This window comes from Streptomyces sp. CBMA156 (assembly GCF_014596515.1).
Lineage (GTDB): Bacteria > Actinomycetota > Actinomycetes > Streptomycetales > Streptomycetaceae > Kitasatospora.
The window spans coordinates 1-13,410 of sequence record NZ_MSJQ01000087.1; the positions used below are offsets into that span (position 1 = coordinate 1).

The window sequence follows — 13,410 nt, forward strand, 5'->3', positions numbered from 1 at the left end:
GGCCGGGGGCCTGGGCCGCCGGCCGACCCGCCGCGGAGCGGCCCGGGTGGGGGCGGTGCAGCGTGCCTGGGCCGGCCGTTTCGGGGCGTGCGTCCATGGGTGGGGTTCCTCGGCTCCGGGGTCCTGGGGGGGCGCGTACGGTGCCGTTGTCACCTTCCGGGACGCGCGCCCATCCACCATGACCGTGCTGGGAGCCGGCTGGATGCAGCGGGGGTGCGATCAAAGGAGATTCTCATCATCGATGCCGTACGGGGTCGACGACGGCGCGAATCGAATGACATTTCGCGCGATTTCGATCGTTTCCGCCGGTGAGGGGGAATCGCCGACTACCAGGACGGCGACGGTGCCGGGGCCGCGACGGTGGGAGAGAACAGGATGCTCGTCTGGTACGTGGCGTACGGCTCGAACCTGCACGCCGCCCGTCTCGCCTGCTACCTGCGCGGCGGGCGCCCGGACGGCGGGGCGCAGGACCAACCGGGTGCCCGCGACCGGCGCCCGCCGCGCCGGGCGGTGGCGACCGCGCTGCCGGGCACGCTGTACTTCGCCGGGCGCTCGCGCACCTGGGGCGGCGGCTCGGCCTTCTACGACCCGGCCGGGTGCGGCGAAGTCCCGTGCTGTGCCTATCTGATGACGCTGAGTCAGTTCAGCGACGTCGCCGCCCAGGAGATGGGCCGCCCCCCCGGCACCGACCTCGACCTCGCCCCGGTGCTCGCCACCGGGCGCGACGAACTGGGCCCGGGCCGCTACCAGACCCTGCTGCACGTCGGCGAGTCGGACGGGAGGCCGCTGCTGACCTTCACCGCCTCCTGGGGCGTGGCCGGCGCCGAGCTGAACGCCCCCACCCGGCCCTACCTGCGGACCCTGGCCGCCGGCCTGGCCGAGTCCCACGGCTGGGGCCCCTGGCGCACGGCCGGCTACCTCGCCACCCGCCCGGGCGCGGCCGGGCACTGGACACCGCGGGCGGTGGAGGCGGCGCTGGGCTGAACTCCCCCGCCCGCCGAACTCCACCGCCCTCCTGCGGACAGGACCTCCACACGGTGATCACGCGCCAGAACGGCACCGGGGCCGTCCGACTGGAGCCGGCAGCTCGCCGCCGCCTTCGCCGCCGGCGAACTGCCCTACGGCCCAGCCGCGTTCGGGGCACAGGCCTCAGGTGGTGTACGTCTGCTTGATGTGCTGGACGCACTCGTCCCGGGTGAGGTGGCCGTCGCCGTCGGCGTCGATCTGCTGGAACTCGCCGAGGGCTTCGTTCGAGGCGACTCCCTTGGCCTGCTGCCAGGTCAGCCACTCCGCCAGGGAGATGCTGCCGTCGCCGTCGGCGTCCACCGCCTCCAGGATCGCGAGCTCGAACGGCACCGCGACCTGGTCGAGGAAGTCGGGCCGCCGGTAGGCGGCGACGAACTCCCGGGCGCTGACCCTGCCGTCCCCGTTCGCGTCCGTGCCGTCGAGCAGTTCCTGCCACATCCGGTTGCCCAGGCCGACCACCCGTCGCCAGGTCTCGGTGCCCGGCTCGCCGGCGCCGACCCGCCGCAGCACCTTGTGGACCAGCTGGTCGATGTCGACCTGCTCGATCACTCCGTCACCGTCGACGTCCAGCCTCTTGAACATCGCCTGGAAGTGGTCGCGCTCTGTCCGAGTCACCACGGAACCCACCTGTCCCTTTCTGATACGACGGAGGTGTCCGGCTCACCTTGTCGCATCTCCGGCCGTCGGGGCGGGTGTCACGCCGTTGATCACTCGAAAGAGAGGCAGCGGTGACGGAGGTGGACGGACGGGCTCCGGGGAGGCCGGCGAACTGCCGTGCGACCCCTGGACGTTCGCCCGGAGGCCTCGGGCGTACGGCGCCCGGCGGGCGGTGAGCCGGACGGCGCCGCACACGAAACCCTCTCCCCCGCCCGGGCGGCGGACCGGACCTGTTCCGGCCGCGGCTCCCACCGGCCTTGTGTGGCAGCACAGTTGAGGGCCGGTGGGCGTACGGCGCGAGCGGTCAGTGGTTGTACATGCCGACCTCGTAGCCGCCGCCGGGCTGGCGGGTCATCACGTTCGCCCGGTTGAAGGCGTTGATCAGCGCTATCACGCACACCAGCGCCGCCAACTGCTCCTCGTCGTAGTGCTTCGCGGCGTTCGCCCACACCTCGTCGCTCACCCCGCCGGCCGCGTCGGCGAGCCGGGTGCCCTCCTCGGCGAGTTCCAGCGCGGCGCGCTCCGCGTCAGTGAACACGGTGGCCTCGCGCCAGGCCGCGACCAGGTTGAGGCGCACCGGGTCCTCGCCGGCGTGCACGGCCTCCTTGTAGTGCATGTCGAGACAGGCGCCGCAGCCGTTGATCTGGCTGACCCGCAGCCGCACCAACTCCTGGACGGCGTACGGCAGGCTCGACTCGGCGATGGGCTTGTGGGCGGCGATGACGTGCTTGAAGACCTTGCCCATGACGGGGCTGGTGAAGGGGTTCAGGCGGGGTTCCATGACGGCTGCTCCTCGGTCGGTGTCCCGTTGTCGCCCCTTGAGACAGAACGGCCCGCCGTTTTGTGACATCCCCCCGCCGGTCCGACGCCGTGACCTGCGCCACACCGCCCGCCCGTGCGCCGCGAGGGGCCTCGGATAGCCTGCCGGTCACGGCCACGGTCACGGTCGGGAAAGGGGGATTCCATGACGGGATCAGCGGGTTCAGCGGGTTCAGCGGGTTCGGCGGGTTCGGCGGACATGGCGGGCGCGGCCGGGTACCGGCCGCTGCTGTTCTCCATCGCCTACGGGATGACGGGTTCGGTCGGCGACGCCGAGGACCTCGTCCAGGACACCTTCCTCGGCCTCACCCGCGCCGGCCTGGCCGGCACCGTGATCACCGACCCCAAGGCGTACCTGACCACAACCGTCACCCGGCTGGGCATCAACCACGTGAAGTCCGCCCGGGTACGCCGCGAGACCTACCTCGGCGAGTGGCTGCCCGAGCCCGTCGTCACCACCGCCGCCCGCCCGGGCCCGGCCGAGCACGCGGAGCTGGCGGACACCCTGTCGATGGCGTTCCTGGTGCTGCTGGAGGCCCTCTCCCCCGTCGAGCGCGCGGTGTTCACGCTGCGCGAGGCGTTCGGGTACGGCTATCCGGAGGTCGCGCGGATGGTCGGCCGCGGCGAGGCGAACTGCCGCCAGATCCTCGCCCGGGCCAGGAAGCGCCTGGCCGTCGCCGGGGACGGGACCGCCGCTCCGGCTCCGGCCCGCCGCGCGGAGGGCGAGGAGCTGGCCCGCCGCTTCTTCGAGGTCGCCGAGGGCGGGGACCCGGAGGCGCTGCTCGGCATGCTCGCCCCCGACGTGGTCTTCCAGGGCGACGGCGGTGGCAAGGCCCGTGCGCTCGGCCGCTCCGTCACCGACCCGCTGCGCGTCGCCCGACTGCTGGTCGGCGGCTTCCGCCGGATCCGCCGGCTCGGCGCCCGCCTCACCCCCGCGTGGGTCAACGGCCGCCCGGGCGCGGTGCTGTACGACGCCGAGCAGCGCGTGGTCAACGTCATCGGGCTGGACATCGACGCCGACGGCGCGGTGCGGGCGGTCCACGCCGTGTCCAACCCCGACAAGCTCGCCCACCTCGGACCGGTCTCGGACCTGGGGCTGCTGCCCCCGCCGAAGTGACCCCCGCCGAAGTGACCCCCGCCGAGGTGACCCTCGCCGAGGTGACCCTCGCCGGACGTGGAGCGGCCCGGGCCCGGCTGCCGGGCCCGGGTCGCTCAGCCCCGGGTCAGGGGGTGGTGCAGACCGCGGTCGCCCGGATGGACTCGGTCCCGCTGCCGGTGTTGGTGCCGCGCACGACCCAGGAGCTGCCGTCCGGGTAGGAGTCGGTGAAGAAGATCGCGTAGGCGCTGGTCTGGCCGCCACCGCCGGTGGGCACCTCGCCGGACGGACACGTCACGTAGGCGTACCCGTTCTCGCCCGGGGCCACGTCGACCCAGTCGCCGGTGACCTGGTCGTGTGCGGCCAGCAGCTGGGGGTTGGTGGTGGTCGGGTTGTGGGGAATGACGACGGCCGGCTTGCCGACGGGCTTGCCGGTGGGCTTCGCCTCGGCGGCGGCGGTCGCGGTGCTCGCGGCCAGCACGCCGACGACGGCGAGGGCGGTCAGGGCGAGGGGCTTGATGCGGGCCATGTTCGGCCTCCTGGAGTTCTGGGTCGGGCTTTCGTCGGCGGGGGCCGTTTCCCCGCGCCGGCCCCGACCCGTACCCGGACCGAGGCGCCCGCTGCCCGGGTGAGCGTCCGGCTACTCGGGCGGAGGAACGCCGCTGCCTGGCCGGGCTAACAACCGCCCCGCACCCGGCGGGCCGGGCCCCGCCGCGTCTCCCGGGCGCCGGCGTTCGATCGACGCATCGCCGACGGGGAGACCCGAGCAGTCCTCACCTCAAGCCGGGGCGGCCGGTCCGGCGCGACGGGTGCGGGTACGAGTGCGGGTGCGGGTGAACCAGCAGGCCAGCAGCAGGTTGGGCACCCAGCACAGCCAGGCCACGGCGGTGTAGGCGGGGCGCAGGCCCAGGCCGGCCGTCGTGGCGGCGAGCACCATGAGGCGCAGCGTGACGGCGGCGAAGGTGAGGGCGAAGCTGCGGATCATCCAGCGGCGGTGGTCGGCGACCCGGCCGGCGAGGATCGTCCGCAGCCCCATGGCGCCGGTGATCAGCCAGGCCACCGCCAGGCAGGCGAAGCCGAGTCCGGAGACCGCTCCCCCGTAGGCGACGGGTGCCAGCAGCAGGGCGCCCACCGCGCCGGTCAGGCAGCCGAGCAGGTAGACGACGCCGATGCGGCGGTGCCAGCGGGGCTTGCGTGCGCGCAGGCGCTTGGAGAACTGCCAGGGGCCGACGGCCAGGGCCGTGATGGCGCCGGAGATGTGGATGGCGAGCGGGACTTGGTGGGTCAGGTAGGTGTCGCGCTGCTCCTCGAAGAACGCCTCCGGGTCGAGGCGGAAGTACTTGGCGGAGATGACGACGATCAGCGTGGACAGCATCGTCATGATGGCCCAACCGGCCCGCGTGATGCGCATGGGTCGAGTCTCGGGCCCGGCGCCGCCGGCGGACATCCGGCATGCCCCCGATACGCACCCCCAGAAAACCCCACTTCCCTTACGGGGCAAGGTATTTGCCGGGCGTAAGTCACGACGTTTCCGCGCCGGGGTCATCCCGTTCCGGAGCGGGACGCGGTCAGGCGGGCTGCCAGAGTTCGATGCGGTTGCCCTCGGGGTCGGTGACCCAGCCGAACCGGCCGACGCCCGCCATCTCCTGGGTCTCCTCGGCCACGGCGGCGCCGTGGGCGCGCAGTTGGGCGAGCATCGCGTCCAGGTCGCGGACACGGAAGTTGAGCATGGTCTGCTGGGTGCGGGAGCCGAAGTAGTCGGTTCCGGAGTCGAAGGCGGCGAAGACCGTCGGCCCGGCCTGCTGGTGCCAGAGGCCGTGTTCGTCCGCGTCCAGCCCCAGGCTCTCGCGGTACCAGGCGCTCAGCGCCGTCGGGTCGGCGGCCCGCAGGAAGTACCCGCCGATGCCAAGCACTCGTTCCATGCCGCCATCCTGCCAGGGCGGCGGCCCCGGCCGGGGTAGGCAGGGGCGGCGGGTGGGAGCCGGCTGCCGGGGGCCGCAGAGGGGATCGCGGCAGCGGAGGGGGATGATGGTCCGAGCAGGTCGGGGTGTGGGCGGGTTCATCCAGGGGGTACGGCAGTGATCACGGTGGAGAGCCACGGGGCGTTCGGCGCCAACCGTGTCGGGGTGGAGCGGCTGCCGTTCCCGCTGAGCTTCAGCGTCGGTGAGGCCGAAGGCTCGTGGACGGTGAGCGGGGCGGCCGCCCGGGCCTGGGAGCTGATCGACGTGTTCACCCGCACGGCGAACGACACGGTCGTCGTCCTGAACCTCGAATCGAACAGCCTCTTCGACAAGGACAACCGGCCGTGGCCGCCGTCCCGGATCGCGGCGCAGCGGGGCGTGGACTGCACCGCCCGCGCGGTCGGGGGCCGGGCCCCGGGATCGATGGACCTCGGCGAGGAGCTCCTGATGATGCGCCGGGACGACCTGCCCCGGTTCCTCGGCGGCGGCTGGGCGCCGTACGAGCTGTCGCTGGTCGACGTTCCGGCGGGCACCACCGCGGCGCAGCTCGACGCGCTCGACCTGGCCGTCGGCGCGGCCGTGGTCGCCGGCGAGCCGGTCCTCCCCCGCCTCGGCGGTTCGCGCTTCTGGTACTCCGGGCACGACGACTGCTACCTGATGGCGGAGTCGACGGATCCGGCGGTGCCCCCGGCACTCCTCGCCCGGCTGCTGGCCCTGCTGGCCGGGTCTGCCCTGATCGGGGCCGGCCACGCCGCGCCGGTGGAGGTCCCGGAGCCGGACGAGGCGCTGCCGCGGCGGCTGATCGCCGAGAGCCCGCACTGGGTCGGATCCGTCAGGAAGGTGTCCGGCACCACGGTGACGGTCGGACTGTCGGCCCTGCCGCGGCCGTGGCGCCTCGGCGAACAGCCGCCGGAGCAGCCCGGCTACGCGGCGACGCTCGACCTGGCCCTCGGCGGGTGGCGGCTCGCCTCCGGTGGGTCCGAGAGCGTGCCTCTTCGATGAGATGCGGAGGCCGAGGAGTGCCAGGCCGAACCGGTGGCGTCAGTACTCCTCGACCCTGAGCCCCTGGCGGACGTAGTACAGGAACGGAGTGGTCCCGTCCTCACCGACCTTCAGGAGAACGACCATGGCCTCGGGGTCCATGGTCTCGCCGGTGAAGAACCGGTAGCTCCCGAAGTCGGCGAGTACCCCCTTGACCCACTCCTGCGCCTGCTGCTGCCATGCGGACCGCTCGTCCGCGGGCACCTTCTCCGACAGCCTCTTCAGGTACGCCTTGATGTGGCCGGTGTAGTTCTTCGCGTCGTACGCCGTCTCGACGAGACGGTGCGCGTCAACGACGTTGAGGACCGTGACGGCGGCCGAATCGCCCACCTCACCGGCCTCCTCGCCGTCCTCCTCGCCACCACTGGCGCCGGTGTCGATCACCACGGCCGTGTTGCGCGTGACGTACTTGCCCTCGGCGACGTAGCAGATGCCGTCTTCCTTGATCGGGACCGAGTCCGACAGCAACTCGTCGCCGTTGAAGACGTCCTTGTACACCTTCATGCAGATCTCCATCCCACCCGGACCAAGCGTCGTCGGCCCACCCTAGCCTCTGCGTAACATGACACTCACACAGTGTGAATGCCCGTTCGATATCGAGGCCCCGTGATGTCACGCCCGGCCGAGCAGGTCCGGCCCCGGCCTGTGGAAACAGCAAATCGGTAAGTATGCGAATCTCTTTCGGGTGAACCACCGGGCCCACAGGGGAGGCCGGTTCCCGCCCCGGGCAGACCAGCCGTCGGGGGCGACGAGGTGCCCACCGGTTCGGGGCCTCGGGGCTCCCGGCAACGCACCCCATCTGCGAACCCCAGTACGGGAGTCCACCATGCGTATGCGCTTCAGCCCGCGCGCGGCCCTCGTGGTCACCGCCGGCGCCCTCATCCTGTCCCTGGTCAACGTCTCGGCGGCCTCGGCGGCCCCCGGCGTCGTGATCCAGGAGAACGGCAGCACCTTCAAGCAGGCCCGGGACCCGCAGGGCGGCCAGTGCTACCCCGGCCTCGGCGCCGACACCGCGATCGCCAACCGGACCAGCGGCACCATCCTGCTGTTCCCCGACGGCAACTGCCAGACGAAGATCCTCAACCCCCTGGGGCCGGGCGAGTTCCGGCCGGACGAGAACGTCGGCAGCTTCCTGGCCCTGGACTGACCCGGCGCGAACTCCTCGGCCCGGCGCGGACTTCCCGTGCCGGGCCCGAGGTGTGTGTTCAGGCGGCGCGTTGGCCGTGGAGGAGAACAGGGAGAGTACGGCTGGCGAGGGCTTCGGCGGCGCGGGCGGCCTGGGAGGGGGCCATGAAGTCCGGCAGGTCCGGGGCGGGGACGAAGCGGGCGCCGAGCAGTCCGCTGCGGTGCCGGGGCGGGACGGTGACCTGGGCGGTGTCGGGGACGGTGCCGCCGTCGAAGACGAGGTTGAGGCGTTCCAGGTAGCGGTCGGCGGGGGTGAAGTCGACGGCGAGGATGTCGGTGAGACGGGCGATCAGCCCGGTCTCGGCGTGGAGGTGGCGGGCGGCGGCGAGGTGCGGGGGCTCGTTGGGGCGGGCGGATCCGCCGGGCAGGATCATGCCGTCCATGTAGTCGGGGTCTACGAGGAGGACGTCGCCGCGGGGGTTGCGGATCAGGACGAGGCAGCCGAGCCGGCAGACGGGGGGCTTGGCCAGGAGTCGGGGGTCTTGCATGGGGGGCGGCTGCTTTCAGTCGTCGTGCGTGAGGCGCTCGTGGCGCAGGCCCTTGCGCAGCAGGTCGACCACGCGCAGGAGGTCGGCGGGGCGGGCGGTGAGGTGGAGCAGGTAGCTGCACGTCAGGCGGCCGGTGTGCCAGTCGACTTCGAGGGTGGGGGGCCGGACGCCGCCGAGGGCGAGGACGGTGGTGAGGTCGTCCAGCACGTCGGCCGCCTGACGGCGCTGCTCGGCGGTGGCGCGGGAGAGAGTGGAGGACATCTTCACTTCTCCCCGGGGCGCTTGTGGACCTCGAAGCCGCGCCAGGCACTGTAGGCGTCACCGAAGAAGACGAAGGTGGCCAACTCACCGTCGGGCCGGCGCAGCCACTCCCCCGTCATCTCGTTGCGGACCCGGTAGCGGTCGGCCTCGACATCGAACCGGACGCCGTAGCCCAGGAGGCGCGGGGCTTGGTCTTGGGGCATGGGAATGAACTCTCTGCGATCGGAGTTTCACGTTCTGTGTACATGCTGGAGCAAGGTCACCTAGCATGGAAAGCGGCCTGCTACTTGCCTCCGGGCTTGCTGGAAGTTGAGAACCGCCATGAACAAGAAGCAGATTGACCCCGAGTCCAGCCCCTGGGCGCCCTTCGGGATCCAACTCCGCAAGTCGCGAGAGGCCAGGGGCCTCCGCCAGGAGGAGCTGGCCCCGCTCATCGGGTGCTCGCCGTCGCACCTGTCCTACGTCGAACTTGCCCACCGGCCCCCGACCCGCAAGCTCGCCGAACTGGCGGACGAGGTACTGGAGACCGGCGGCACCCTGCTGCTGATGTGGTACCAGCTGAAGAACGCGGCGATCCTGGAGGGGTTTCCGGAGTACGCGCGCTACGAGGCGCTCGCGGAGCAGATCAGGATCTTCGAGATCGACATCATCCCGGGACTCGTGCAGACCCTGGCGTACACAACCGCAGTCACCATGGGTTACGTCAGGCAGGGTCACGCAACCATGGAAGAAGCCGAGGAGCACATCTCATTCAGGATCAACCGCCAGAAAGTCATCGAGCGCACCCCGCCCCCGGTCATCCACGTGGTGCTGGACGAAGGCTGCCTCAGGCGGATCATCGGCGGACGGGACGTCATGGTCGAACAGTTGCTCCGTCTTGAAGAGTTGGCCGAACTCCCGAATGTGATCATCCAGGTGGCGCCCTACACCCTGGGCGAGAACCGGCCGCTCACTCACACGGTGCACCTCCTTACCATGCCGACCCGCAGGATTCTCGTATACGGCGAGATCGAGCAGCGAGGCTACATCGACCGCGATACCAAGTCGGCTGCCACATTGACCAGGAGCTACGATCGGCTTGCGGTCGAGGCCCTTGGCCAGACCGAATCGCTGGCTTTCATCCGTTCGACAAGGAGGGACCTGGAGTGGATGTCGACCTGACTGAGGCTTCCTGGCGGAAGAGTTCGTACAGTGGCGGGAACGCCGGCCAGTGCATCGAGGTAGCCGACGGCTTCGTCGGCGTCATGCCCGTGCGCGACTCCAAGGACCCCTCGGGCCCGGCCCTCGCCTTCTCCTCCCCCGCCTGGCAGGCCTTCGTCACCGCCATCCGCACCGGCAAGTTCGACAGCCACAACTCCCCTCGCCCCGCAGCACGCTGACGATCCTGCCGAAGGGCGCGAAGCCGCCCGGCCCTTCACGAGGGCCGGGCAGCACGGGAGTCACTCCAGGTGGTGCCCGACCAGGGCGACCAGCCCCTCCCCCAGCGGCGCCGGATCGAGCTCCGGGTCGGGCATCCGCTGTAGCAGGAAGCCGTCCACCACGAAGCCGGCGAGCCCGAGGGTGGTGAGGAAGACGTCGAACGCGTTGTACTGCCGGCGGGGAAGCTCGGAGAAGTCCCTGGTGTCGACCGGTTTCCCCGGGACCACGGGAATCAGCAGCAGGGCCTCCCAGGCCAGGAACGCCCCGGTCAGGGTCACCGGCAGGGAATGACCCATCACACGCTCCAGTGCTGTGGATCCGTCCGTACGACCGATGTGGACGATGGCCCTGGACGGTCGTCCAGATCAAGCGCGGGACGGGCCGCGCACCGGCTCGCGGCCGTCCGGCCGATTCGTGCGGAGCCCCGGCTTTTGACGGCGCGGGATGTACACGGGCGGCCGCGACCGGAGCGTCCGTGGAAGCGGGTGGGCGGGTCGGCGTGCGCCGTCGAATCGGGTGGACGTGAGGCTTCCGCCCACCGGATCTCCTCCGCCGACTCCGCTGCAAGGCCGCTGCTTTGACGGGCCCCCGGGCTCACGTCCACCCCTGGCGACCAGCTGTTTTCTGCCAAATTGGTCTCTACCATTGCCGCGAATCCGGGATTCCGGAAGGCTCCCAGCCGAACGCCGGGAAGCGGACTCCGGCGTTCTCGCCCAAGGGAGGAAGACACCGACATGGCACTGCGCAAGACGGTTTCCACCATGGCCCTGGCCGGACTGCTCACGGTCGCGGGCGGCCTGATGGTCGCCCCCGCCGCCCAGGCGTCCACCACCAGGACGACCGGCTACACCTACGTCGGCATGTACCCGAGCGGCGCCGCGTGCGAGGCCGCCGGCAAGGCCTACGTCACCCGCGGAGAGGCGGTCAGCTACTTCTGCGACGTCGCCCCGAACACGGCCCGCCTCTCCGTCTGGTTCTTCTAGGACGTCCGACGCCCACTGAGCCCAGCAGCCGGCCCCGCCGCCCCCCTTCCCCGGGCCGGCGGGGCCCCGCCGTGTACCACACCACCGGCCCGGGCGTGTCGAGGACGGGTCAACCCGGGCGCCGGGCGCGATCGGACGGCTACGTTCCGTCCATGGATTTCAACGCGATCGCGAACTCGTTCGTCCAGCACTACTACACGACCTTCGACACCTACGGATCCCGGCCCGGCCTGGCGAGCCTCTACCGCCCCGAGTCGATGCTCACCTGGGAAGGCCAGCAGTTCCAGGGGACGCAGAACATCCTCACCCAGCTCACCAAGCCCGAACTCAAGGTCGTCAAGCACCGGATCACCGTCGTCGACTCCCAGCCGACCACGGGCGGCGGCGTCCTGGTCGCGGTGACCGGCAGCCTCGTCATCGACGGCGCCCACGACAAGCCCTTGCAGTTCACCGGCACCTTCAACCTCCAGCCGATCCCCGGCCAGCCCGGCGGCTTCTTCGTCTACAACCACGTCTTCCGCCTCATCTTCGGCTGAACCGGATCGAACTTCGGCGGATGCCCGCGTGCTGAACCGCGGTGGCGGCGGTGCGCCTGCTGGTCACGCCGTTCGGGGATGACCGCGGTGATCCCGCGGGCCTTGAGCACCCCTCGGATCGTGCGGGAGGAGCATGCCTGGTCTCCGAGCGGCATGGTCGGGGCCGTGCGCGGCCCGGCCGGGCTCAGCCGATCGTCTTGATCACCCGGGCGGGCACTCCCGCGACCACGGTGCCGCCGGGGACATCACGCGTGACCACCGCACCGGCGGCGACCACCGCGCCGGCGCCGATGGTCACCCCCTGCGTGATCACGGCAGCCGTCCCGATCCAGACGTCGTCCCCGATGACGATCGGGGCGAAGGAGAGGTACTCGCGGCGCTCGGCCAGGGGCAGTGGATGGCCTCCGGTGACGAGGCTGACCTTGGGGGCGATCATGACGCCGTTCCCGATACGGATACCTCCCTTGTCCATGAAGGTGCATCCCTGGTTGACGAAGACGTTTTCCCCGAACGTCGTGTTCAGCCCGTGCTCGGTGAAGAACGGCGGGTAGATCACCACCGACTCCGGCAGCGGGCCGCCGAACACAACAGAAAGTAGTTCCGCGCGGCCTTCGCTGTCGCTGAACGGAAGCACGTTCAGTCGAGACGTCGCATCGGTCACTTCTGCGATCCGTTCCGCATGAAGCGCGAATTCAGGCGTCTGGACATACATGACCTGCTCTGTGCGGGTGGACATGTGCTGATCTCACCATCGCGCAGAACACTTGATCAAACAACCCTGCACCACACCAGACACAACCAATGGTTGTGAAAGTAGGGTGGAAGCATGGATGTTGAAGCACTGCGGACGTTCGTCGCCGTCGCCGAGACCGGCCAGTTCCAGGGCGCGGCCGACGAACTGGGGATCAGCCAGCAGGCGGTCTCCAAACGGATTGCGGCCCTGGAGAGGCACACCGGGGTCACGCTCCTGGTGCGAACGTCCCGAGGCTCCCGGTTGAGCCTGGACGGGCAGGTCTTCTTGCCGCACGCCAGGAAAGTCCTGACGGCCGTCGGGCAGGCCGAGCGTGCCGTGCGCCCCGGGAGCCGTCCCTTGCGCGTCGATGTCCTCAATCGGCGCATCTCCCCGGCCCAGGCCGTCTATCGGTTCTACCGCTCCCACCCCGGGACGGACCTGGACGCGGTCACGCTGAGCGAGGAAAACGCCGAGCAGGCCGTCCAGGCGGTGCTCGAAGGGACCGTCGACGCGTCCTTCCGTGCCCTGCCGGCAGACCAGGTCCCGGCCGGGATCAGCACCGAACGACTCCTGGACGTACCCCTGGAGCTCCTGGTCGGCCCCGGTCACCCGCTGGCCGACGTGCCCTGGGTCAGCCCTGCGGACCTGGGCGGTCACCGCATCTGGATCCCCGGGATCAGGCCGAGCACGGAGTGGGCGGCGTTCTACCAGGCACTGTCCGAGGCCTTCGGCCTGAGCATCGACGCGCTCGGCCCCAACTTCGGTGACGAGGCCCTGATGGACGCTCTGGCCGACTCGGCCTCGCTGGCCACCCTCGTCGGCAGCGGGGACCGGTACCTGTGGCCCCAGACCCACGACCTACGGCGCATCCCGCTGCACGACCCGACCCCGGTCTACCCGCACGTGCTGCTGTTCCGCAGCGGAGACCAGCACCCCGTGCTGACCGCGCTACGCGACCATCTGCGCACCGCAGGCCCGCGAACCCCGCACGACGCGTGGGCACCGGACTGGGTAGCCCGCTGACCGGACGACCGAATTGACAGACCCGGCCCAGCGGGCGCCCGGCGACGCGGGTGCTCGCCGAGCACCGGGAGGCCGACCGCGCCTCCGGGCGGGTCCTCGCCAAGGCCGGCTTCGTCCCCGTCCGCGCGGGCTTCGGACTCGTCCACCACGAGCTGCGCCCTTGACCCCTGCTACCCCCTGCG

At 71.1% G+C, this 13,410-nt stretch carries 20 protein-coding genes; 9 read left to right on the top strand and 11 right to left on the bottom strand.

What is annotated here, in order from left to right; all coding sequences use genetic code 11:
• Positions 1-375 precede the first annotated feature (375 nt).
• Entirely contained in the window at positions 376-984 is a 609-nt protein-coding gene (locus tag BU198_RS07200) for a histone deacetylase (protein ID WP_188295466.1), read from the top strand.
• 165 nt (positions 985-1,149) lie between these two features.
• Here the strand turns inward: BU198_RS07200 and BU198_RS43745 are convergent, their stop codons facing one another.
• Positions 1,150-1,644 carry an EF-hand domain-containing protein gene (locus BU198_RS43745; RefSeq protein WP_188295467.1) on the bottom strand — a complete coding sequence of 165 codons (495 nt, stop codon included), beginning with the start codon at positions 1,642-1,644 and terminating at the stop codon, positions 1,150-1,152.
• A gap of 343 nt (positions 1,645-1,987) precedes the next feature.
• Positions 1,988-2,464 carry a carboxymuconolactone decarboxylase family protein gene (locus tag BU198_RS07210; protein WP_188295468.1) on the bottom strand — a complete coding sequence of 159 codons (477 nt, stop codon included), beginning with the start codon at positions 2,462-2,464 and terminating at the stop codon, positions 1,988-1,990.
• A gap of 237 nt (positions 2,465-2,701) precedes the next feature.
• On the opposite strand from BU198_RS07210, the gene sigJ reads away from it, so the two are divergent.
• Positions 2,702-3,619, top strand: coding sequence for an RNA polymerase sigma factor SigJ (gene sigJ, locus BU198_RS07215; protein WP_188295469.1), 918 nt, complete (start codon positions 2,702-2,704; stop codon positions 3,617-3,619).
• A gap of 106 nt (positions 3,620-3,725) precedes the next feature.
• Here sigJ and BU198_RS07220 read toward each other — a convergent pair whose 3' ends face one another.
• The 3 genes from BU198_RS07220 to BU198_RS07230 all read right to left on the bottom strand — a co-directional run bounded on the left by BU198_RS07220 (position 3,726) and on the right by BU198_RS07230 (position 5,520).
• Positions 3,726-4,127 carry a hypothetical protein gene (locus BU198_RS07220; RefSeq protein ID WP_188295470.1) on the bottom strand — a complete coding sequence of 134 codons (402 nt, stop codon included), beginning with the start codon at positions 4,125-4,127 and terminating at the stop codon, positions 3,726-3,728.
• 249 nt (positions 4,128-4,376) lie between these two features.
• A complete protein-coding gene (locus BU198_RS07225) occupies positions 4,377-5,009 on the bottom strand; it encodes a DUF2306 domain-containing protein (protein WP_188295471.1) in 633 nt (210 codons plus the stop codon).
• Between the two features lie 157 nt (positions 5,010-5,166).
• Positions 5,167-5,520, bottom strand: a complete 354-nt coding sequence (locus tag BU198_RS07230; RefSeq protein ID WP_188295472.1) for a VOC family protein — start codon at positions 5,518-5,520, stop codon at positions 5,167-5,169.
• Between the two features lie 156 nt (positions 5,521-5,676).
• Here BU198_RS07230 and BU198_RS07235 point away from each other — a divergent pair, with 156 nt between their 5' ends.
• Positions 5,677-6,561: a hypothetical protein gene (locus BU198_RS07235; RefSeq protein ID WP_188295473.1), complete on the top strand. Its 885-nt coding sequence runs from the start codon at positions 5,677-5,679 to the stop codon at positions 6,559-6,561.
• Positions 6,562-6,600: 39 nt separating this feature from the next.
• Here the strand turns inward: BU198_RS07235 and BU198_RS07240 are convergent, their stop codons facing one another.
• Positions 6,601-7,104 carry a translationally-controlled tumor protein gene (locus tag BU198_RS07240; RefSeq protein ID WP_188295474.1) on the bottom strand — a complete coding sequence of 168 codons (504 nt, stop codon included), beginning with the start codon at positions 7,102-7,104 and terminating at the stop codon, positions 6,601-6,603.
• Between the two features lie 322 nt (positions 7,105-7,426).
• Between BU198_RS07240 and BU198_RS07245 the strand changes: the two genes are divergently transcribed.
• On the top strand, positions 7,427-7,747 hold the full coding sequence (locus BU198_RS07245; protein ID WP_188295475.1) for a hypothetical protein: 321 nt from the start codon (positions 7,427-7,429) through the stop codon (positions 7,745-7,747).
• Positions 7,748-7,805: 58 nt separating this feature from the next.
• On the opposite strand, the gene BU198_RS07250 is transcribed toward BU198_RS07245, so the two are convergent.
• Genes BU198_RS07250 through BU198_RS07260 form a run of 3 tightly spaced genes read right to left on the bottom strand, consistent with a single transcriptional unit; the run spans position 7,806 to position 8,737 of the window.
• On the bottom strand, positions 7,806-8,273 hold the full coding sequence (locus tag BU198_RS07250) for an NUDIX domain-containing protein (RefSeq protein ID WP_188295476.1): 468 nt from the start codon (positions 8,271-8,273) through the stop codon (positions 7,806-7,808).
• 15 nt (positions 8,274-8,288) lie between these two features.
• Positions 8,289-8,534 (bottom strand): hypothetical protein, encoded by a 246-nt coding sequence (locus tag BU198_RS07255; RefSeq protein ID WP_188295477.1) that lies wholly within the window; start codon positions 8,532-8,534, stop codon positions 8,289-8,291.
• Positions 8,535-8,536: 2 nt separating this feature from the next.
• The gene (locus BU198_RS07260) at positions 8,537-8,737 is read right to left on the bottom strand and encodes a hypothetical protein (protein ID WP_188295478.1); all 201 of its coding nucleotides are present in this window, start codon (positions 8,735-8,737) and stop codon (positions 8,537-8,539) included.
• A 118-nt stretch (positions 8,738-8,855) separates the two neighbouring features.
• On the opposite strand from BU198_RS07260, the gene BU198_RS07265 reads away from it, so the two are divergent.
• Both BU198_RS07265 and BU198_RS07270 read left to right on the top strand, forming a co-directional pair.
• Positions 8,856-9,695, top strand: a complete 840-nt coding sequence (locus BU198_RS07265; RefSeq protein ID WP_188295479.1) for a helix-turn-helix transcriptional regulator — start codon at positions 8,856-8,858, stop codon at positions 9,693-9,695.
• Entirely contained in the window at positions 9,680-9,913 is a 234-nt protein-coding gene (locus BU198_RS07270; protein ID WP_188295480.1) for a DUF397 domain-containing protein, read from the top strand. The genes BU198_RS07265 and BU198_RS07270 overlap by 16 nt, the downstream gene beginning before the upstream one ends.
• Positions 9,914-9,973: 60 nt before the next feature.
• Here BU198_RS07270 and BU198_RS07275 read toward each other — a convergent pair whose 3' ends face one another.
• The gene (locus tag BU198_RS07275; protein WP_188295481.1) at positions 9,974-10,249 is read right to left on the bottom strand and encodes a hypothetical protein; all 276 of its coding nucleotides are present in this window, start codon (positions 10,247-10,249) and stop codon (positions 9,974-9,976) included.
• Positions 10,250-10,687: 438 nt separating this feature from the next.
• On the opposite strand from BU198_RS07275, the gene BU198_RS07280 reads away from it, so the two are divergent.
• Positions 10,688-10,936, top strand: a complete 249-nt coding sequence (locus BU198_RS07280) for a hypothetical protein (protein WP_188295482.1) — start codon at positions 10,688-10,690, stop codon at positions 10,934-10,936.
• A 152-nt stretch (positions 10,937-11,088) separates the two neighbouring features.
• A complete protein-coding gene (locus BU198_RS07285) occupies positions 11,089-11,472 on the top strand; it encodes a nuclear transport factor 2 family protein (RefSeq protein ID WP_188295483.1) in 384 nt (127 codons plus the stop codon).
• A gap of 184 nt (positions 11,473-11,656) precedes the next feature.
• Here BU198_RS07285 and BU198_RS07290 read toward each other — a convergent pair whose 3' ends face one another.
• A complete protein-coding gene (locus BU198_RS07290; RefSeq protein WP_188295494.1) occupies positions 11,657-12,184 on the bottom strand; it encodes a DapH/DapD/GlmU-related protein in 528 nt (175 codons plus the stop codon).
• A 114-nt stretch (positions 12,185-12,298) separates the two neighbouring features.
• On the opposite strand from BU198_RS07290, the gene BU198_RS07295 reads away from it, so the two are divergent.
• Positions 12,299-13,228: a LysR family transcriptional regulator gene (locus BU198_RS07295; protein ID WP_188295484.1), complete on the top strand. Its 930-nt coding sequence runs from the start codon at positions 12,299-12,301 to the stop codon at positions 13,226-13,228.
• Positions 13,229-13,410 lie beyond the last annotated feature (182 nt).

What these genes read in the sequence shown, in the direction of transcription:
- BU198_RS07295 (WP_188295484.1), top strand. Translation starts at nt 12,299, where the DNA reads ATGGATGTTGAAGCACTGCGGACGTTCGTCGCCGTCGCCGAGACCGGC.
- BU198_RS07250 (WP_188295476.1), bottom strand. Translation starts at nt 8,273, where the DNA reads ATGCAAGACCCCCGACTCCTGGCCAAGCCCCCCGTCTGCCGGCTCGGC.
- BU198_RS07280 (WP_188295482.1), top strand. Translation starts at nt 10,688, where the DNA reads ATGGCACTGCGCAAGACGGTTTCCACCATGGCCCTGGCCGGACTGCTC.
- sigJ (WP_188295469.1), top strand. Translation starts at nt 2,702, where the DNA reads ATGGCGGGCGCGGCCGGGTACCGGCCGCTGCTGTTCTCCATCGCCTAC.
- BU198_RS07230 (WP_188295472.1), bottom strand. Translation starts at nt 5,520, where the DNA reads ATGGAACGAGTGCTTGGCATCGGCGGGTACTTCCTGCGGGCCGCCGAC.
- BU198_RS07210 (WP_188295468.1), bottom strand. Translation starts at nt 2,464, where the DNA reads ATGGAACCCCGCCTGAACCCCTTCACCAGCCCCGTCATGGGCAAGGTC.
- BU198_RS07240 (WP_188295474.1), bottom strand. Translation starts at nt 7,104, where the DNA reads ATGAAGGTGTACAAGGACGTCTTCAACGGCGACGAGTTGCTGTCGGAC.
- BU198_RS07285 (WP_188295483.1), top strand. Translation starts at nt 11,089, where the DNA reads ATGGATTTCAACGCGATCGCGAACTCGTTCGTCCAGCACTACTACACG.
- BU198_RS07290 (WP_188295494.1), bottom strand. Translation starts at nt 12,184, where the DNA reads ATGTATGTCCAGACGCCTGAATTCGCGCTTCATGCGGAACGGATCGCA.
- BU198_RS07245 (WP_188295475.1), top strand. Translation starts at nt 7,427, where the DNA reads ATGCGTATGCGCTTCAGCCCGCGCGCGGCCCTCGTGGTCACCGCCGGC.
- BU198_RS07265 (WP_188295479.1), top strand. Translation starts at nt 8,856, where the DNA reads ATGAACAAGAAGCAGATTGACCCCGAGTCCAGCCCCTGGGCGCCCTTC.
- BU198_RS07220 (WP_188295470.1), bottom strand. Translation starts at nt 4,127, where the DNA reads ATGGCCCGCATCAAGCCCCTCGCCCTGACCGCCCTCGCCGTCGTCGGC.
- BU198_RS07275 (WP_188295481.1), bottom strand. Translation starts at nt 10,249, where the DNA reads ATGGGTCATTCCCTGCCGGTGACCCTGACCGGGGCGTTCCTGGCCTGG.
- BU198_RS07225 (WP_188295471.1), bottom strand. Translation starts at nt 5,009, where the DNA reads ATGCGCATCACGCGGGCCGGTTGGGCCATCATGACGATGCTGTCCACG.
- BU198_RS07260 (WP_188295478.1), bottom strand. Translation starts at nt 8,737, where the DNA reads ATGCCCCAAGACCAAGCCCCGCGCCTCCTGGGCTACGGCGTCCGGTTC.
- BU198_RS07255 (WP_188295477.1), bottom strand. Translation starts at nt 8,534, where the DNA reads ATGTCCTCCACTCTCTCCCGCGCCACCGCCGAGCAGCGCCGTCAGGCG.
- BU198_RS07200 (WP_188295466.1), top strand. Translation starts at nt 376, where the DNA reads ATGCTCGTCTGGTACGTGGCGTACGGCTCGAACCTGCACGCCGCCCGT.